16 protein-coding genes and 1 pseudogene are annotated in these 19,051 nt (G+C 58.0%); 8 read left to right on the top strand and 9 right to left on the bottom strand.

From position 1 onward, the window contains the following. Nucleotides 1–122: 122 nt before the first annotated feature. On the bottom strand, nucleotides 123–1,223 hold the full coding sequence (locus TX23_RS18005) for a sugar diacid recognition domain-containing protein (protein ID WP_057703355.1): 1,101 nt from the start codon (nucleotides 1,221–1,223) through the stop codon (nucleotides 123–125). A gap of 161 nt (nucleotides 1,224–1,384) precedes the next feature. On the opposite strand from TX23_RS18005, the gene TX23_RS18010 reads away from it, so the two are divergent. From TX23_RS18010 to rarD, 4 genes are all read left to right on the top strand, one after another. Then, nucleotides 1,385–2,695: an MFS transporter gene (locus TX23_RS18010; RefSeq protein WP_057703356.1), complete on the top strand. Its 1,311-nt coding sequence runs from the start codon at nucleotides 1,385–1,387 to the stop codon at nucleotides 2,693–2,695. Nucleotides 2,696–2,873: 178 nt separating this feature from the next. Further along, on the top strand, nucleotides 2,874–3,734 hold the full coding sequence (locus TX23_RS18015) for a hypothetical protein (protein ID WP_057703357.1): 861 nt from the start codon (nucleotides 2,874–2,876) through the stop codon (nucleotides 3,732–3,734). 779 nt (nucleotides 3,735–4,513) lie between these two features. Then, a complete protein-coding gene (locus tag TX23_RS18020) occupies nucleotides 4,514–5,530 on the top strand; it encodes an aldo/keto reductase (RefSeq protein ID WP_057703358.1) in 1,017 nt (338 codons plus the stop codon). A 176-nt stretch (nucleotides 5,531–5,706) separates the two neighbouring features. Beyond that, nucleotides 5,707–6,588 carry an EamA family transporter RarD gene (gene rarD / locus TX23_RS18025; protein ID WP_057703359.1) on the top strand — a complete coding sequence of 294 codons (882 nt, stop codon included), beginning with the start codon at nucleotides 5,707–5,709 and terminating at the stop codon, nucleotides 6,586–6,588. 51 nt (nucleotides 6,589–6,639) lie between these two features. Here rarD and TX23_RS18030 read toward each other — a convergent pair whose 3' ends face one another. From TX23_RS18030 to TX23_RS27370, 3 genes and pseudogenes are all read right to left on the bottom strand, one after another. After that, entirely contained in the window at nucleotides 6,640–7,842 is a 1,203-nt protein-coding gene (locus TX23_RS18030) for a dermonecrotic toxin domain-containing protein (RefSeq protein WP_198843992.1), read from the bottom strand. 166 nt (nucleotides 7,843–8,008) lie between these two features. Beyond that, nucleotides 8,009–9,085: a 4-hydroxyphenylpyruvate dioxygenase gene (hppD, locus tag TX23_RS18035; protein ID WP_057703361.1), complete on the bottom strand. Its 1,077-nt coding sequence runs from the start codon at nucleotides 9,083–9,085 to the stop codon at nucleotides 8,009–8,011. Nucleotides 9,086–9,330: 245 nt separating this feature from the next. Next, nucleotides 9,331–9,507, bottom strand: a pseudogene (locus TX23_RS27370) (EamA family transporter); the annotation flags it as partial. A gap of 71 nt (nucleotides 9,508–9,578) precedes the next feature. Here TX23_RS27370 and TX23_RS18040 point away from each other — a divergent pair. Continuing rightward, nucleotides 9,579–11,120: an EAL domain-containing protein gene (locus TX23_RS18040; RefSeq protein ID WP_057703362.1), complete on the top strand. Its 1,542-nt coding sequence runs from the start codon at nucleotides 9,579–9,581 to the stop codon at nucleotides 11,118–11,120. A gap of 174 nt (nucleotides 11,121–11,294) precedes the next feature. Continuing rightward, nucleotides 11,295–11,660 (top strand): histone-like nucleoid-structuring protein, MvaT/MvaU family, encoded by a 366-nt coding sequence (locus tag TX23_RS18045; protein WP_032875443.1) that lies wholly within the window; start codon nucleotides 11,295–11,297, stop codon nucleotides 11,658–11,660. Nucleotides 11,661–11,773: 113 nt separating this feature from the next. On the opposite strand, the gene TX23_RS18050 is transcribed toward TX23_RS18045, so the two are convergent. Further along, complete coding sequence (locus TX23_RS18050; protein ID WP_057703621.1) at nucleotides 11,774–12,310, bottom strand: DUF4946 domain-containing protein; 537 nt, start codon at nucleotides 12,308–12,310, stop codon at nucleotides 11,774–11,776. A gap of 178 nt (nucleotides 12,311–12,488) precedes the next feature. On the opposite strand from TX23_RS18050, the gene gloA reads away from it, so the two are divergent. Continuing rightward, the gene (gloA, locus tag TX23_RS18055; protein ID WP_057703363.1) at nucleotides 12,489–13,010 is read left to right on the top strand and encodes a lactoylglutathione lyase; all 522 of its coding nucleotides are present in this window, start codon (nucleotides 12,489–12,491) and stop codon (nucleotides 13,008–13,010) included. 82 nt (nucleotides 13,011–13,092) lie between these two features. Here gloA and ahpF read toward each other — a convergent pair whose 3' ends face one another. The 3 genes from ahpF to TX23_RS18070 all read right to left on the bottom strand — a co-directional run bounded on the left by ahpF (nucleotide 13,093) and on the right by TX23_RS18070 (nucleotide 16,418). Beyond that, complete coding sequence (gene ahpF, locus TX23_RS18060; protein WP_057703364.1) at nucleotides 13,093–14,658, bottom strand: alkyl hydroperoxide reductase subunit F; 1,566 nt, start codon at nucleotides 14,656–14,658, stop codon at nucleotides 13,093–13,095. A gap of 130 nt (nucleotides 14,659–14,788) precedes the next feature. Continuing rightward, the gene (gene ahpC / locus TX23_RS18065; protein ID WP_003191303.1) at nucleotides 14,789–15,352 is read right to left on the bottom strand and encodes an alkyl hydroperoxide reductase subunit C; all 564 of its coding nucleotides are present in this window, start codon (nucleotides 15,350–15,352) and stop codon (nucleotides 14,789–14,791) included. Between the two features lie 133 nt (nucleotides 15,353–15,485). Next, nucleotides 15,486–16,418, bottom strand: a complete 933-nt coding sequence (locus TX23_RS18070; protein WP_057703365.1) for a site-specific integrase — start codon at nucleotides 16,416–16,418, stop codon at nucleotides 15,486–15,488. Between the two features lie 169 nt (nucleotides 16,419–16,587). Between TX23_RS18070 and TX23_RS18075 the strand changes: the two genes are divergently transcribed. Next, nucleotides 16,588–17,595, top strand: coding sequence for a DNA-binding protein (locus tag TX23_RS18075; RefSeq protein WP_057703366.1), 1,008 nt, complete (start codon nucleotides 16,588–16,590; stop codon nucleotides 17,593–17,595). Here TX23_RS18075 and gorA read toward each other — a convergent pair whose 3' ends face one another. Then, nucleotides 17,596–18,954 carry a glutathione-disulfide reductase gene (gene gorA, locus TX23_RS18080; protein WP_057703367.1) on the bottom strand — a complete coding sequence of 453 codons (1,359 nt, stop codon included), beginning with the start codon at nucleotides 18,952–18,954 and terminating at the stop codon, nucleotides 17,596–17,598. It abuts the gene before it with no gap. Nucleotides 18,955–19,051 lie beyond the last annotated feature (97 nt).

The following is a 19,051-nucleotide window of genomic DNA, read 5'->3' on the forward strand; positions in this document are numbered from 1 at the left end:
TCGGCTGACAAAGACTGATTGATCGTCGTATGCTTTTTCATGGGCTCGCCCTCGCTGTCGTTGGCTTCTATAAGAATGCCACCGTGGCGCATAGACGCCTCGGCTTGGGCGAGTCCATCTAATTACAGGGGTTCAGGCAACAACTGCACTCCCAGGTACAAGGCAAGCATACCGTCGAGGGTCAGCGGATCGATGCCGCTGAGTTCGGCTATGCGCTCCATGCGGTAACGCAGGCTGTTACGGTGGATGCCCAAGGCATCGGCACACGCCTGGCTTTGCCCGTCGTGCTCGCACCAACTGCGCAGGGTGGCCAGCAGTTGCCCGTTGCCGTCCTTGGCCAGCACTTTGCGCAAAGGATTGAGCAGTTCGTCCAGGGCGTCGTCGTTACGATGGCGCCAGAGCATGACCGGCAGACGATAACGATTGAGGGTTAACAGGCGGGTGTGCGGCAGCAGATCGCGGCCATAGGCAAGCAGATCCCCCACCCGCCGGTAACAGCGGCGCAGCCCAGCCAGGCCATCCGCTTGCCCGCCGACGGCAACGCGCAGGATATTCCAGCCCAGGCCGTCGAGTTTTTCCAGCAAGCGCGGATTATCGACCTGCACAGCGGCAGGCCGGCACCACAGCAGGGAGAACTGCGCAGGGCTGACGCACCAACTGTCGGGATAGCGGCTGGTGAGCCAGGCGCTCAAAGCTTCTGCCGATTGGCCCGGGCCCATTTCGAACAGGTATGGCGTGCGCGCAAGGTTTGGCTTGAGGCCCAGCTGCCGGGCTTCATCCACCAGGCGGGGTGAGTCGCCATTGTCGGCCAGCAGCAAGGCCAGCAGATCATCGCAACGCTGGCGGCGCCATTGTTGTTCGGTTTGCTGGTGGCGATGGCTGACCAACATTTCAGCCGTCATGCGCACCAGTTCGGCATAGGTGCGCAGCCCATCCGGTTCGCCGGTAATGCCCAGCACGCCGATCAAACGCTGATCATGCATGAGCGGCAGGTTGATGCCAGGTTGCACACCCTTGAGATGCTTGGCGGTCTGCCCGTCGATTTCTACCACCCTGCCATTGGCCAGGACCAGTTGCGCGCCTTCGTGACGAGTATTGATACGTTCCGGCTCGCCGCTGCCGAGGATCAGGCCCTGGCTGTCCATGACGTTGACGTTATACGGCAGGATGGCCATGGTGCGATCGACAATCTCCTGCGCCAAGTCATGATCCAGCTCGAACATGGGGCTAATTTCCTAAAAAGACAGGTTGTTCACCGGCACAGCGCAAACGCGGCTTAGCTGTGCGTCGGCACAAAGACAGTCGCCCATGACGTCGCCGAGACTGTGGGGGCGGTCAACGTTACCCTCGCGCCGCGAAAAATCATAATAAAGAGAGAATCCCCATGCCACAGAGCGCCACTGCCGCACTGGCCAGCGATGACGATAAAAACGCCATCTACAAGCGCATCACCCTGCGCCTGATCCCCTTCATCTTCATCTGCTATCTGTTCAACTACCTCGACCGGGTCAACGTTGGCTTTGCCAAGTTGCAGATGCTCGATGCATTGAAGTTCAGCGAAACCGTGTACGGCCTGGGCGCCGGGATTTTCTTTATCGGCTATGTGCTGTGCGGCGTGCCGAGCAACCTGGCACTGACCCGGTTTGGACCACGGCGCTGGATTGCGCTGATGATGATCGTGTGGGGCACGCTGTCTACGTGTCTGCTGTTCGTGACCACCCCTACGCACTTTTACACCTTGCGCCTGTTTACCGGCGCCGCTGAGGCTGGTTTCTTCCCCGGTGTGGTGCTGTACCTCTCCCAGTGGTTCCCGACCTTCCGCCGTGGGCGGATCATGGCGCTGTTCATGTCGGCGATCCCGGTATCGGGCTTGCTCGGCAGCCCGTTTTCCGGCTGGATTCTCAACCACTTCGCCGCCGGCCAAGGGGGCTTGGCCGGCTGGCAGTGGATGTTCCTGCTGCAAGGCATCCCCACCGTAATCCTCGGCGCCCTCGCCTACTTCCTGCTCAGTGACAGTTTCGCCAACGCCAAGTGGCTCAAACCCCATGAGCGCGCCGTGTTGGAAGCCGACCAGGCCACGGACCTGGCGAACAAGCCCGTAACCACCAGCGACTCGCTGGCCGAAGTGTTCAAGAACCCGGCGATCTGGGCGTTCGGCCTGATCTACTTCTGCATCCAGAGCGGCGTGTACGCCATCAACTTCTGGTTGCCGTCAATTATCAAGAGCCTGGGTTTCAGCGATAACCTGGTGATTGGCTGGCTCAGTGCGATCCCCTATCTGCTCGCGGCGGTGTTCATGTTGCTGGTGGGCCGCTCCGCTGATTTGCGCAAGGAACGCCGCTGGCATTTGGTGGTGCCCATGCTGATGGGCGCAATCGGCCTGGTGATTGCGGTGAACTTCGCCACTACGCCTGCCATCGCCATTCTTGGCCTGACCATCGCCACCATGGGTGCTCTCACCGGACTGCCAATGTTCTGGCCGGTGCCCACCGCCATGCTCAGCGCGGGCGCGGCGGCGGGTGGTCTGGCGCTGATAAACTCCATGGGGCAGATGGCGGGCTTTCTCAGCCCCTATATCGTGGGGTTTGTGAAAGACGCTACCGGATCCACTGATGTGGCGCTGTACTTGCTGGCGGCGGTGATTGTGGGGGGGAGCGTGTTGGCGTTGCGCATGACCCGTACGCTCAAGGCATAACAGTAAGCGGCGTCAGGCTTCAAGGGCGCTTGCGCCTGCTTGGCGCGTTAACCTAAAGCACGACCTGGAATTAAAAAGCCGTCACTTAAACCTGTCATACCTGACAGTATCCAGCACTTTCGAGGTTTCTTACGCTGTCGGTGTGGCGATTGCCCACCGACCGCAGAGGAGCGTTGACATGACTGGCAAAACAGCAAAAAACACTGAAGGGACGTTTGAAGTCACCGTCCGGGGTGACCTGCACATCGATTTCACCGGCGACGCCGGCGAGATGCGGCTGCACCGAGATCCCAGCGAAGAATGGCATTTGGCAGGGCTCCACCGTTTATCCGAGGCGCCCGAAGACTACCTGGCCTGTGATGTGTACCTGCCCGCCGATCTACCGCTGGACGCAACTCCACATACTTACAATTTTGCAGATGGCAAAGCCAGGCTTCACTTTTGGACCCGCGAACACCAGGGCAACCAAACTTATGTCGCATTTGAAGGAACGGTGGTAGTGGCTTTCGACGGCACGCATATAACCGCGTCGTTCAAATGTACCGCAGCCTTTGGAAGCAGCCGGTTAACGCTCGACGGTAAGGCGGAACTGACCGGCCTTTCAACTGGCCTTACCGCACAGTACCCCGCAAAGGGCCACCTGAGCGCTACCTTCGTGGGGGGACCGCATCCAGGGCCCCATTTCGTCGCCAATGAACTGAGAATTGACAGCTCAAACTTTGATGGACATAGACCGGACCGTTGGATCTTTATAGGCGAGCACAAGGATGACGGGCTGCCGCAGGTTCGTAATATTATCGGGATCGTCATCGACAAAGCCGCGAGCGGTCTGAAGCACGACTTGGCGGGAAACAATCAGGTTCGGATTCAGTATCAACGGGTGCCCGGCTTGGCCTTTACTGCATACGCGGGCGAGCTGTTGCTGGATGAACTGGCTTCCGATGATAAAGCCTCAGGCACTTTTACCTGCTCGTTCCGGACATACGACGGGCAAGAGTTCACGCTGGTCGATGGTAACTTTGCGCTGAACAGGGCTTGAGTTGGCTTTGCTTCCTGTCAAGGTTGGCTTGTCACCCACTGCACGGGTATCTACACAACTTTGGTGCGAAGCCGGACCTGTGGGAGGGGGCCTGCCCCCGATGGCGGCCTCAGGGCCGACCAGGGTGCTGGGCTTTGATCGAGTACATATCCGTTATTTGGGTAATGGCTGCTATGGGTTCCGCTTTTACAGCGGGTCACTTTCGAAAAGCGCGAAAGTAACCAAAGCGCTCTTGCCCCACCACTCGGCACCTCGCTTAGGCTCGGTGTGCCCGTAATCCGCCAGGGATTTGGGGGGCCGCCGCCACGCGCCATCCATGGCGCGGGGCGGCTAAACCGGCATCCCTGCCGGTTTACCCCCCAAATCCCTGTCGAATTCCGGCCAGCGTGGTTTGACGGGGCGCCTGAGATCAAGATCAAAAGCAGATCAAGAGCAAGAGCAAGAGCAAGAGCGGCTCGCTTCGCATCGTGGTTACTGTTGGCGACTGCAAAGTTGTGTAGATACTTATGCACCCCACCGGCAAGCCAAGGCCTGTTTTACAACCGCCCACTGCCACTTCTTCCGTCCGCCCCCTGCGCCCAACAGACAATGCCCCGTTACATCAACTGATGTGCCCTCACCGCCTGCACGTGTCGGAGCGGGTGTAAGTGCTGCGTCGCTTTTTACAGGCACGCTGCCAGACATTGCTGCGCACATGAAGAAATACGCCCAGGGCTTGTTCCAGAGCCGTCGGGTCTGGTATTGCATGACTCACATTTGCCTGCCACAAGGAGCTTTGCATGATTTACCGCACATTGGGCCAGTCCGGGTTGAAGGTCAGCGCACTGACGCTCGGCACCATGATGTTTGGCGAACAGACCAGCACCGAAGACTCTCTGCGTATCATCGACAAGGCCTGGGACCAGGGCATCAATTTTATCGACACCGCCGATGTCTACACCGGCGGGCGCTCCGAAGAGATCGTCGGCGAAGCCATTGCGCGCAATCGCCAGGATTGGGTGCTGGCCACCAAAGTCGGTTTCGGCCCCGCCGATGGTTTGCCCAATCGCAGCGGGTTGAACCGCAAGCGCATCTTCAATGCGTTGGAAGCCAGCCTGACGCGCCTGGATACCGATTATCTGGACATTTACTACCTGCACCGTGAAGACCACGGCACGCCTCTGGAGGTGACTGTGTCGGCCATCGGAGACCTGATCCGCCAAGGCAAGATCCGCTACTGGGGCCTGTCCAATTACCGCGGGTGGCGCATCGCTGAAGTGATTCGCGTGGCCGAACGTCTGGGGGTGGATAAACCCATCATCAGTCAGCCGCTGTATAACATCGTCAACCGCCAGGCCGAGGTCGAGCAAATCACCGCGGCGGCAGCCTATGGTTTGGGTGTGGTGCCTTACAGCCCGCTGGCACGAGGAGTGCTCAGTGGCAAGTACGCGCCTGACGTTACACCCGAGCCAGGCAGCCGTGCCGCGCGCCAGGACAAGCGCATCCTGGAAACCGAATGGCGGGTTGAGTCGCTGCGCATCGCCCAGCTGATCCAGCAATACACCCAGGGACGTGGCGTGGGGATTGTAGAGTTCGCCATTGCCTGGGTGCTGAACAACGCGGCAGTGAGTTCGGCAATTGTCGGGCCGCGTACCGAGGCGCAGTGGGATGCCTACACTCGCGCGCTGGAGGTCAACATCACAGCTGAGGATGAGGCATTCATTGATTCGCTGGTCACGCCAGGGCATTCCTCCACACCGGGGTTCAATGATGTGGGCCATTTCGTTTCCGGCCGAGTGGCGTTGCCAGCGGGCTGACATCTGCCTGATGCCTTGAGAAGAACCGGTAAAACTGAGGCGAGGGAGCAAGCTCGCTCGCCTCAGGTGATTGGATGTCTGCTCTAGTGCTTAACCGGCAGGCACATTCTATTTCTCGCAAAAACCGCCATACTCCGCCCTTGAACTGGATATGAATCGGCTTTCGCGAGGACAGCGTGTCTAAAGGTGTAGTGTTATCGGTCTTGGCCTCGGTGTTGTTTGCCGTGATGTATTACTTCACGTCACTGCTCACACCGTTGAGTGGCCTGGAGATTTTTGGCTGGCGCATGTTGCTCACCGTCCCATGCATGACGGTGTTCATGATCGTCAGCGGCGAATGGCGTCGGGTGTGGGAATTGCTGCGCATGCTGGCGGCCAGGCCGCGTCTGATCGGCGGCGTACTGGTGTCCTCTGCCTTGCTCGGTGTGCAATTGTGGCTGTTTATGTGGGCGCCGCTGAATGGGCGCAGCCTGGATGTGTCGGTGGGGTACTTTCTGCTGCCGCTGACCATGGTGCTCACCGGGCGCCTGGTCTACGGCGAGCGGTTGTCACGGTTGCAGCAGATCGCCGTGGTGTTTGCGGTGCTGGGCGTACTGAACGAGTTGTATCAGGCCGGTGGTTTTTCCTGGGCAACCCTGGTGGTGATCATCGGCTACCCGGTGTATTTCGTGGTGCGCAAATACCTGACCACCGACCATTTGGGTGGGCTGTGGCTGGATATGGCGCTCATGCTGCCGGTAGCCTGGTGGTTTGTGCAGAGCGGCGAACAGGGCTTTGCGGTGCTCGATGCACATCCCAAACTCTACGCGCTGATTCCGATGCTGGGTTTGATCAGCGCTTCGGCACTGGTGAGCTACATCATTGCCAGTCGCTTGCTGGCGTTCAGCCTGTTCGGGCTACTCAGCTATGTGGAGCCAGTGCTGCTGCTGGCTGTGGCGTTGCTGTTGGGCGAAGGGATCGAGGGCGGACAGTGGCTGACCTATATTCCGATCTGGCTGGCGGTGATGGTGCTGGTGTATGAAGGGTTCAAGCATTTGGTGCGTCAGCGCCGGGCCTGAATAGAGGGTGTGGGGGTATCCGTACCCCTCGTTATTACGGCGAGGATGGAATCAGGTCCTCACCTCTGGGGACGGTTCTTCGTACGTGCCGGCCTTTTCTTCGATGGTATCGGCCAGCTCATTTAACCTTTTTCTCCAGGTGCCATAACGGGGAATATTGCTCTGTATGGTGTGACCCACACTTTCCAAGCGGGCATCCATCGTTTCTTTATCGACACCAAACACCTTGCCGATCCGATTGTCATGGTTCAATTCAAGCAGCGTTCCCGCCACAGGGTTTTTCAGTATTTCCTCAATAGAGGTGGCAACGTCGTCAGGAACGCCTAGCTCTTTGAGTGCCGTCCCAATACTGTGCCCTGGGTTTCTGAGCTGCTTCACAAGTTCATCCAAAAGCCCGCGCAAGTCATTAGCCCCAGAGTTGTCCAGCGCGCTGCTGACGACTTTGTGCAGGAACTTTTTTTGCGTCATCGGTATGAGCGCTTTGTGTTCGTTCAGCCCGTTTTGAACAAAGAAATATTCGTTCTTCCCTCTGGCCCCTTGTAGGTTTCCGTAAGCGTCGAAAGAATAAAGCACCACCTGTCCATCCGGCTGACGCCCTTGATAAATGGGCGTGCCCTTGGGCCCGACACCCACGTATTTCCATTCGCAGAGCCCTTCAAACGGAACGACGTCCATGTTCAGGCGCTCAAAGACGTCGCCCTTCACGATCGCAAAACGCCCCACCACTACGTTGGTGTCGCCGGCTTCGAACTGAACCAGGCTCTGCTCCACCCGTCCCTGCTGCCCTGGTGATCTCGAATTGGCAAAGTGCCGTACAAATTGGGCCCGCGCAATCGGGTCTGTGGCTACAGCCTTAACCCAGTCAGTCATCTGTTCGACGGTATCGAACTCGTGAAACGACATGAATTCATCTTCCGGCATATACACAACAAAATTGGGGCCTTCGGTCGAGGGGGGGACCCGCTGGATCATTACCATATCCTGGGATTGAAACCCGTTGACGGCAAATGTCGAGACCTGCACACCAGGGGCTCCGGCTTTATCTGGGTACACAACCGCCTTCACCAACGCGTGCCCTCTGGCAGTTAAGTCACCACTGCGAAACTGTTCTTCACCCTCATCGCAAAAGCGCTTGCGCGCCATGTTGATGGGATCGACGTTATGGGTCGAGCGCACATTGCGGACGGGGTCTGCGTGCTGCGGTGAGATCGGAGCACCTGACGGCGGTTTTAGAGTAGGAGAATTCACATTCATAAGCGCACCTCTTCGGAATTGAAGCGCAGGTTTTTCTGCGCTCCTCGCCTCTATGTGATTTTTTAAGAAACATCTGTTCCTGTTTCACCGCCCACCAATTGCAACTCGGTATAACAGACACAAAAAAGCCCGGTAAAAACCGGGCCGTTTTGCTTTAACGAAGTACTCAGTCGGTAGTCAGCACACCACGCCGCACCTGGTCGCGCTCAATCGACTCGAACAGCGCCTTGAAATTGCCTTCGCCAAATCCATCGTCGCCCTTGCGCTGGATGAATTCGAAGAACACCGGCCCCATCAGGGTTTCCGAGAAGATCTGCAACAGCAGACGCTTATCGCCAGCAACCGACGAACCGTCCAGCAGGATGCCACGCGATTGCAACTGGTCCACCGGCTCACCATGGTTCGGCAGGCGGCCTTCAAGCATTTCGTAGTAGGTGTCTGGCGGTGCGGTCATAAAGCGCATGCCGATCTTCTTCAGCGCGTCCCAGGTTTTGACCAGGTCGTCGGTGAGGAATGCCACGTGTTGAATGCCTTCGCCATTGAACTGCATCAGGAACTCTTCGATCTGGCCGGCGCCCTTGGACGATTCTTCGTTCAGCGGGATGCGGATCTTGCCGTCCGGCGCGCTCATGGCCTTGGAGGTCAGGCCGGTGTACTCGCCCTTGATGTCGAAATAGCGCGCTTCGCGGAAGTTGAACAGTTTTTCGTAGAAGTTGGCCCAATAGATCATGCGCCCGCGATAGACGTTGTGGGTCAGGTGGTCGATAACCTTGAGGCCAGCGCCTACCGGGTTGCGGTCAACGCCTTCGAGATAGACGAAATCAATGTCATAGATCGAGTTGCCTTCGCCGAAGCGGTCGATCAGGTACAACGGTGAACCGCCGATGCCTTTGATCGCCGGCAGGTTCAGCTCCATCGGCCCGGTTTCAATATGGATCGGCTGAGCGCCCAGTTCCAGGGCCCGGTTGTAGGCTTTTTGCGAGTCCTTGACGCGGAACGCCATGCCGCACACCGAGGGGCCGTGTTCGGCCGCGAAATAAGCGGCAAGACTGCCCGGCTCGTTGTTGAGGATCAGGTTGATCTCGCCCTGGCGATACAGGTGAACATCTTTGGAACGGTGGGTCGCCACCTTGGTGAAGCCCATGATCTCGAAGATCGGCTCCAGCGTGCCGGGCGTCGGCGATGCGAATTCGATAAATTCAAAGCCCGTCAGGCCCATTGGGTTTTCATATTGGTCGGTCATTTCGATGCCTCATCATTCTTGTAGGTAGCAATTGTTCAGTTGCGAGCAAGGATGAGGTTCGAGGGTGGCGCACAGGAAAGACCCCGCACGCTGCGGGCGAGGAAGTCACCAAAGATGAGGGGGGAGCCGAGTAGCTTCATGGTGTCATCAGTCTCTGACGGCCGAGGCTTGCGTGAGCGCAAGTCCATATTCTTGTATGCGTAAACCGATTCTACACAGCGTAACCAGGTTTGTCCGTACTCTTATCAAATCCCCATTGCCCTGCTTCGTGCAAGGGGTTTGTTGCACAGATAGATACCCAGCAGAATCACCATGCCGCCCACCAGCATGGGCACGCTCAAGGCTTCGTCCAACAACAGTGCGCCGCAGATCACCGCCGTTAATGGGTTAAGGGCAATAAACACCCCCGAGCGCGTTGCGCTAGCAAGCGCACCTTCGTAATGCCATCTATCATCGGCACATCCCTTTCTTTTTGCGTAGATTGACTGCCCCTATGCCCCTGACCGCCAAAGGCCCGCGAGGGCGAGCCACACGTTATGTGATCAGCGCAACCTGTGGCCTGCTCCCGATTTTGCTGGGGGTGGTGATTCTTTATTGGCAAGCGGAACGCACGCTTGAACAAAGCACCACGCAAACGGCTCAGGAAGCGGTACGCCAATTCGACTTGATGCTCGACAATACTGCCCTCGCCGCTCGAGATTTGCTGCCATTGGCGGGTAAGCCCTGCGATAACGCGGCGAAACTGGCGCTGCGCGAACAGGTCACCCGCAGGCCGTTCGTACGCGCCACGACGTTGTCCTGGCAGGAAAACATTTACTGCACGTCACTGTTTGGCGGCGACAAACAATCGCAGGTCAACCCGGATGACTATGTGGGCGGCCGGTTGTGGCTAATGAATGGCAACCCTGTCACGCCGGATACGGCGTTGCTGGTTTATCGCCTGGTGGAGGGTGATCAAGGCGCGTTTGCCTCGATTGACAGCTACCACCTTACCAATGCCTTGCGCCTGATCAGCCGTTACGCCCACCTGGTGCTGCAAGTGGGGCCCAACTGGCTGGATGCCGATGGCAAAGTGCACAACGATGCCGTGCCGGTATTTGCCGTGGCCCATCAGCATCTGGCGTCCGCGCGCTATCACTACAGCGTCGAGGCCGGTATGCCGGAAGGAGAAACCTGGCGTTATATGCAAGCCCGTTATCCCGCGTTATTCAGCCTGATGGTGTTCTTCGGTGTGCTGGCCGGCGTCCTCGCCCATTGGCTGCAAAAACGCTCGTCGGCACCCACCCAGGAACTGCAACGGGCATTAAGCGCCAACGAATTTATCCCGTATTTCCAACCCGTGGTGCGCGGTGATACACGTCAGTGGGCCGGTTGCGAAGTGCTGATGCGCTGGAAACATCCAAAAGAGGGTCTGGTGCGACCAGACCTGTTTATTCCCCTGGCCGAAGACTCCGGCCTCATCGTGCCGATGACTCGCGCCCTGCTGCGCCAGACCGCCGCGCAACTGGCGCCCCATGCCGAACGCTTCCACCCCGGCTTCCATATTGGCGTGAACATTACCGCGCGGCATTGCCAGGACCTTGAGCTGGTGACCGATTGCCAGGAATTTCTCGCCGCCTTCCCACCTGGCCGGGTCACCCTGGTACTGGAACTGACTGAACGCGAGCTGATCGAGCCCACCGAGACCACCCGCAGTCTGTTTGACGCCTTGCATCAGTTGGGGGTGATGATTGCGATCGATGACTTCGGCACCGGCCATTCCAGCCTCGGTTACTTGCGCAACTTCAATGTCGACTACTTGAAGATTGACCAGAGCTTCGTTGCCATGATCGGTGCGGATGCGCTGTCGCGGCATATACTGGACAGCATCATAGAACTGTCGGTCAAGCTTGACCTTGGCATTGTTGCCGAAGGTGTGGAAACAGCAGAACAGTGTGAATACCTCGTCGCCCAGGGTGTGGATTTCTTACAAGGCTACCTGTTCGGCAAGCCGTTACCCTGCGATGACTTCATTAAATCGTTAGGCCACCGATGAAAGAGTGTTATTTGGACAGAAGACATGATTTACTCCAGAGAGATTAACTACTACAATTTTTCTGCCTGTGCAGAACTCGCAGAAGGGTCTTTTTCGTTGACGTCGTGTTAACGTTCCTGGCTTATAGCTTTGTCTGCAGTTGATATCAGCCACTACACTATTGGAGTACAGATTTTGTCCAGACTCGCCGAATTTCGCGCAGCAGAAAAAGCCCTTCAAGAGCAGCTGGCACAGCTGGAATCCTTGAAGAACGACGCAGGCTTGAAGAAAGAAATCGAATTCGAGGAAAAGCTCAAAAAGCTGATGGACAGCTACGGCAAAAGTCTGCGCGATGTCATCGCCATTCTTGATCCAGCCCCGCGCAAAGCGGGTGCAACCATCGCCGCAGCGCCCAAGCAGCGCCGTGCACGGGTCGTCAAGGTCTACCACAACCCGCATACCGGCGAGCTGATCGAGACCAAGGGCGGCAACCACCGCGGCCTGAAAGCGTGGAAAGAAGAGTACGGCGCCGCCACGGTAGATTCCTGGCTGCGCGGCTAATCACCCCGCACTAAAAAGAGCCCCGCACATGCGGGGCTTTTTTTGCGGTTGACTGTTCGAAAACGAACTTAACCAGCCGTTGATTTTGTTCAAAATCACTAAAATCGTTCGACTCAAAGTTTCAGGCTGTTACGTACCGAACTGACTTCGTCCTTGCTCGCCTCGTAGGCTTGCGCCTGGCCCGCGTAAGAAAATACATAGGCCTTATCTGTATCCACTGCGCCGACTAATGTTTGTGACAACACATGCCGCCCGTTTTCGGTTATCACGCAAGTAGTTTCCAACGCTTCAAGGCGACTCAATGTCGTAGGGTGCATCTTGCTGCACACGCTTTGATAGCCGCCCTGGGCGAAATCCTTCTGAATCGATTTGCGCATTTCCAGTAACACGCCTGGAAGATTAACTTTATGTCCGGTTTCAATTGGCGTGCCGGTCAACTCCATGACCATCAGGGTTGCGCCGTTTTCATCATTCTTGATCGCGCGCTGGCGAGACACCTTCTGAGCCGTCACGGGGGCTTCGCCGTCGGGCAGGATTTCTTCGACCTGCCAGCCGCCGGGCCAATGAATTTCCGGGTCGGCCGCCAATACGAGCGGGCTCCCCAGCATCAGGCACAACGTACTCAACAGCGATTTACGAAACTCGATCATTGTGAAAAGCACCCAGGGTTCAAGCCGCAAAGTTTGCGGCCCCAGACCTGCCGCTCGCAAGGGCCGCGTGCGTTTTTTCATTTGGCGCGGCAGGCGGGCCTTGCGTATCATGAGCCGGCAGCACGGACGCTTGCCGCATGCCAAGGGACCGCTTTGCCCCATTTTTTCTGGAGGGCCCATGAGCCTGCACGAACTGAACACCTTCCCGGGCGTCACTGCCCAACCTGACACCGCCACTGCAAACTTCGTGTTCAACCACACCATGTTGCGGGTCAAAGACATCACCCAATCGCTGGACTTCTACACGCGCGTGCTGGGTTTCTCCCTGGTGGAAAAACGCGACTTCCCGGAAGCCGAATTCAGCCTGTATTTCCTGGCCCTGGTGGACAAGGCCCAGATCCCGGCCGACGCCGCCGAGCGCACCCAGTGGATGAAATCGATTCCGGGCATCCTTGAGCTGACCCATAACCACGGCACCGAAAACGACGCCGACTTTGCCTATCACAACGGCAATACCGACCCACGCGGCTTCGGCCACATCTGCATTTCGGTGCCGGATATCGTCGCTGCGTGCGAGCGCTTCGAAGCGCTGGGTTGCGATTTCCAGAAGCGTCTGACGGATGGCCGCATGAAGAGCCTGGCCTTCATCAAGGACCCGGATGGTTACTGGGTCGAGATCATCCAGCCGGCGCCGATGTAACCCACGGCGCATCTGGCGCAGCACGCAGGAACCAAAAAGCCCCATGATCGCTCATGGGGCTTTTTGGTTTTACGCATGTCGCTTATGCCGGCGCTGATGTTCGAATCAGGTGGTCGAATGCACTCAGCGAAGCCTTGGCGCCCTCGCCTACCGCAATCACGATCTGCTTGTAGGGCACGGTAGTGACGTCACCGGCCGCAAACACACCAGGTAGCGAGGTCTCGCCACGGGCATCAACGATGATCTCGCCGCGAGGCGTCAGCTCCACAGTGCCTTTGAGCCAGTCGGTGTTGGGCAGCAAACCGATCTGTACGAAGATGCCTTCCAGGTCGATTGTCTTGAACTCACCACTGTCGCGGTCCTTGTAGGCAAGGCCGGTGACTTTCTGACCATCGCCTTTGACTTCGCTGGTGAGCGCACTGGTAATCACATCCACATTCGGCAAGCTGTAAAGCTTGCGTTGCAGCACGGCATCGGCGCGCAACTTGCTGTCAAACTCAAGCAGCGTGACGTGGCTGACGATCCCGGCCAGGTCAATAGCCGCTTCCACACCGGAGTTACCGCCGCCGATCACCGCAACACGCTTGCCCTTGAACAGCGGGCCATCGCAGTGCGGGCAAAAGCACACGCCCTTGGCTTTATATTCCTGCTCACCTGGCACACCCATCTCTCTCCAGCGGGCGCCAGTGGCCAGGATAACGGTCTTGGACTTGAGGGTCGCACCGCTTTCGAAGCGAATTTCGTGCAGCTCACCGGCGTTTTTCGCCGGCACCAGGCTGCTGGCGCGCTGCAGGTTCATGATGTCCACGTCGTACTGACGCACATGCGCTTCCAACGCACTGGCCAGTTTCGGCCCTTCGGTTTCCTGTACCGAGATAAAGTTCTCGATGGACATGGTGTCCAGCACCTGGCCACCAAAACGTTCAGCCGCCACGCCGGTACGGATACCTTTGCGAGCTGCGTAGATGGCCGCCGAGGAACCGGCAGGGCCGCCGCCGACCACCAATACATCGAACGCCTCTTTGGCACTGATTTTCTCGGCGGCTTTTTCGAGGCCGCTGGTATCGAGCTTGGCGAGAATTTCTTCCAGGCCCATGCGACCCTGGCCGAAGTTCACCCCGTTCAAGTAGACACTGGGCACCGCCATGATCTGGCGCTCGTCGACTTCGGCCTGGAACAGCGCGCCGTCGATCGCTACGTGACGGATATTCGGATTCAGCACCGCCATCAGGTTCAGCGCCTGGACCACGTCCGGGCAGTTCTGGCACGACAGCGAAAAGTAAGTCTCGAAGCTGAACTCGCCTTTAAGCGCGCGGATCTGTTCAATCACTTCGACACTGGCCTTCGACGGGTGGCCACCGACTTGCAGCAGGGCCAGCACCAGCGAAGTAAATTCATGGCCCATGGGGATGCCGGCGAAACGCAGGCTGATATCGGCACCTGGGCGGTTGATGGAGAACGATGGCCTGCGCGCATCATCACCATCGGTTTTCAAGGTAATCAGTGTCGTCAGGCTGACGACGTCCTGCAAAAGAGCAAGCATTTCCTGGGATTTCGCGCCGTCGTCGAGGGAGGCGACGATCTCGATCGGCTGGGTGACCCGTTCCAGGTATGACTTCAACTGAGCTTTAAGATTGGCGTCCAACATACGGGCGATTTCCTGTTCATTCGGTTTATTGCAGACAAAAAAACGCCCGAGCGAATCTCGCCCGGGCGTTTTGAGGGCGGATGCAGCTTACTTAGGTGCGGATTCCCGCCCTTGATACGTCTTCACAGACTTAGATCTTGCCGACCAGGTCCAGGGACGGAGCCAAAGTGGCTTCGCCTTCTTTCCACTTGGCTGGGCACACTTCGCCTGGGTGAGCAGCAACGTATTGAGCAGCTTTGATTTTGCGCAGCAGCTCGGAAGCGTCACGGCCAACACCACCGTCATTCAGCTCAACGATCTTGATCTGACCTTCCGGGTTGATCACGAAAGTACCGCGGTCTGCCAGGCCAGCTTCTTCGATCAGCACGTCGAAGTTGCGGGAGATAGTCAGGGTCGGGTCGCCGATCATGGTGTACTGAATTTTGCCGATGGCTGGCGAAGTGTTGTGCCAGGCAGCGTGGGCAAAGTGGGTGTCGGTGGAAACGCTGTAGATTTCGACGCCCAGCTTCTGGAATTCGGCGTAGTTGTCAGCCAGGTCTTCCAGTTCGGTTGGGCAAACGAAGGTGAAGTCGGCTGGGTAGAAGAACACTACCGACCACTTGCCTTTCAGGTCAGCGTCGGTCACATCCACGAAGCTGCCGTTTTTGAAAGCGGTGGCTTTAAACGGTTTTACTTGGCTGTTGATGATAGGCATCGTTGACTCTCCGTCAGGGGTTAAGAAGTTGATGAGATGAATCCTACCGGCTCTGTCGGTCGATGGCTCATTGGCAAACCTGATGCTGACGATTGGCTTTCTCTATCGGATGACCGTATTAATAGAAGAAATTCTAAATCAGCGCTGGGTTCGCCAGGGTCATGCCCAGAAACGGCGTCGCTTCAACATAGCGCATGGCGGATTTCATGTCGTTCCACCCGACGTAATTCATCAGCGACTTCAAGTCCCAGCCACTGCGATGGGCCCAGGTAGCAAAGCCACGTCGCAAGGAGTGGCTGGTGTACTGCTCGGCGGGAATGCCTGCGCGCTCAAGCGCCTGACGCAATAACGGGATGACGCTATTGGGGTGCAGCCCCTCCTCGCCCAGGTTGCCCCAACGGTCGATGCCGCGAAACACCGGCCCGCGCACCAGTGCCGAGGCGCTGAGCCAGTCGCTGTAAGCCTGCACTGGGCACAAGCGCAGCAGCGCCGGTGTCTGGTAAGTCTTGCCGAGGTTGTCTCGATCACTTTTGCTGCGCGGCAGGTACAGGCTGATCCCGGCGCCGGGCACAGCCTGGACATGTTCAATACTCAATCGGCACAGCTCATCACTGCGAAACCCTCGCCAGAAGCCCAGCAAAATCAGCGCAGTGTCACGCTTGGCACGCAACAACCGAGGCTGATCCTGATTTTCGCCGGCCTGGGTTGCCTCAAGCGCCAGCGAAGTCACCACCTGCTCCAGGTGCTGTAACTGCAAAGGCTCAGCCTGCCGCTCGCGCGCCGGGTGCACGGCACGAATCCCCTTGAGCACCTTGCGCACCACCGGCGCTTTCGTCGGATCAGCAAAGCCCTGGCTGGTATGCCACTGCGCCAGTGCCGAGAGCCGCAGTTTCAAAGTGTTCACTGCCAGCACTCCGGCGTGCGCCACCAGATAACGCGCCACGCTGTCGCTGGTGGCAGGCAGGAACCCGCCCCAACTCACTTCAAAGTGCTCGATCGCCGCACGGTAGCTGCGGCGCGTGTTGTCGCGGGTCGCAGCGTTGAGATATCGATCCAGGTCGCTCATGAGTGTCGTTTCGTACTGCCGTCAGCGGGAATGGCGGTTAAAACCGTTATGACACGGGATAATACGCCAATATCCCATCTGTTAAATCATGAATTTCAACAAGTTTTTATTCGTGTTACAGTACGTATATACATACCATGTACCACAGTACTAAATCGACGGAGACCCCATGGCTCGCGGCGGCATAAACAAAGCAGTAGTTCAGACGGCACGCCTGGCAATCCTTGCCCGCGGTGAAAACCCCAGCATCGACGCAGTACGGATCGAGATGGGCAATACCGGCTCGAAAACCACCATTCATCGCTATTTAAAGGAGCTGGACGAAAGCGAAACCCGGCAGACCATCACCGAGGCGCCGATTGACGAGGAGCTTGGTGAGCTGGTTGCGCGCCTGGCCCAGCGCTTGAAAGACAAGGCTCAGGAGCCGATTGACCTGGCGCTGGCGCAGTTCGAACAGCAGAAAACCGCCCTGCTCGCCCAGGCTGAAGCGCTTGAAGAGGCGCACACTCAGCTCAAGCAGCAATTTGATATCCAGGCTGCTGCCCTGGCGGAAGAAAGCGCTGCACTGCAAACCGCCACCACCAGCCTGCAAACCGAGCAAACCCGTAACGCCGGGTTGAGCCAGGCGTGCAGCGATTACGAGTTAAGGCTCAATGACAAGGACGAGCAGATTCGCTCACTGGAAGAAAAACACCTGCACGCGCGCGATGCGCTTGAGCATTACCGCACTGCCATCAAGGAGCAGCGTGAGCAGGAACAGCGTCGCCATGAGGGCCAGTTGCAACAGGTACAGGCCGAACTGCGTCAGGCACAGCAAAGCGCACTGGTGCGCCAGGATGAAATCACCCAACTGCATCGCGATAACGAGCGCCTGCTGAGTGAGCAGCGAGTGACCGCCAAGGAATTGAATGCGCTGCAGGAGCAAGCACGCCAGGACCAGGCGCTGCAGCTGAAACTCAAGGAGCAGCTCAGCCAGATCGACAGCGAACGCACCCTGCTCCAGGAACGCCTACGGGTTGCCGTGCTGGACAGTCAATCGCGCCAAGCGGCCCTGCTTGAACACCAGCAGCACAACAAGGCGCTTGAGCTGGACCTGATCAAGGCCCAGGCAAGCATCGAAGCCCTGCGCCTGGCGACCGTCGTTGCAACGGCGCCAGAGACAGCAGAGCCAACCTGATCAGTCCGCCACAGGCGTGCGCATGGTGACGAACTCTTCCGCCGCCGTAGGATGCACGCCGATGGTTTCATCGAAATGCTGCTTGGTCGCGCCCGCCTTGAGCGCGATCGCCAGGCCTTGCACGATTTCACCCGCATCCGGGCCGACCATGTGGCAACCCAACACTTTGTCGGTGTCGGCGTCGACCACCAGCTTCATCAAGGTCTTTTCCTGGCAATCGGTCAGGGTCAGCTTCATCGGCCGGAACCGGCTTTCAAAGATCTGCACGTTGTGGCCATTTTTGCGCGCATCTTCTTCTGTCAGGCCGACTGTGCCGATATTCGGCAGGCTGAACACCGCCGTCGCGATGTTGGCGTAATCCACCGCGCGGTATTGCTCGGGCTTGAACAACCGCCGCGCCACGGCCATGCCTTCAGCCAGGGCCACCGGCGTCAGCTGCACACGACCAATCACATCGCCAATCGCCAGGATCGACGGCTCGGCGGTCTGGTAGAGATCATCCACCGCGACGAAACCGCGTTCGTCCAGTTTGACCCCGGTATTTTCCAGGCCCAGGTTATCCAGCATCGGACGGCGGCCAGTGGCATAGAACACGCAATCAGCTTCCAGCACGCGGCCATCCTTCAAAGTGGCTTTGAGGCTGCCGTCGGCCTGCTTGTCGATACGCTCGATATCGGCATTGAACTGCAAGTCCAGGCCGCGCCTGGTCAGTTCTTCTTGCAGGTGTTTGCGCACCGAACCATCAAAGCCGCGCAAGAACAAGTCACCGCGATACAGCAATGAGGTTTGCGCGCCCAAGCCGTGGAAGATGCCGGCGAACTCAACGGCGATATAACCACCGCCCACCACCAGCACGCGCTTGGGCAGCTCTTTAAGGAAGAATGCCTCATTGGAGCCAATGGCGTGCTCGCGCCCTGGAATCTCAGGGATCTGCGGCCAGCCGCCGGTAGCAATCAGGATGTGCTTGGCAGTGAAGCGCTCACCGTTGATCTCTACCTGATGAGCATCGACCAGGCGTGCATGCCCTTCATGCAGGGTCACGCCACTGTTGACCAACAGGTTGCGATAGATACCGTTGAGGCGGTTGATCTCGCGATCCTTGTTGGCGATCAGGGTCGCCCAATCAAAGTTCGCCTCGCCCAGGGACCAGCCAAAGCCGCTGGCCTGTTCAAAATCTTCGGCAAAATGCGCGCCGTATACCAACAGCTTCTTTGGCACGCAGCCGACGTTCACACAGGTGCCGCCCAGATAGCGGCTTTCCGCCACGGCCACCTTGGCACCGAAGCCTGCGGCAAAGCGCGCCGCACGAACACCGCCGGAACCGGCGCCAATTACATACAAGTCAAAATCGTAGGCCATTTCACTCTCCTCGGCAGTACACCAGCATACCGACTTACATGGGGCTGAAAAACGAAAAAGCCACCCGAAGGTGGCTTTCTCTTAAAACAGTGCGGCA

Source organism: Pseudomonas paralactis (assembly GCF_001439735.1).
Lineage (GTDB): Bacteria > Pseudomonadota > Gammaproteobacteria > Pseudomonadales > Pseudomonadaceae > Aquipseudomonas > Aquipseudomonas paralactis.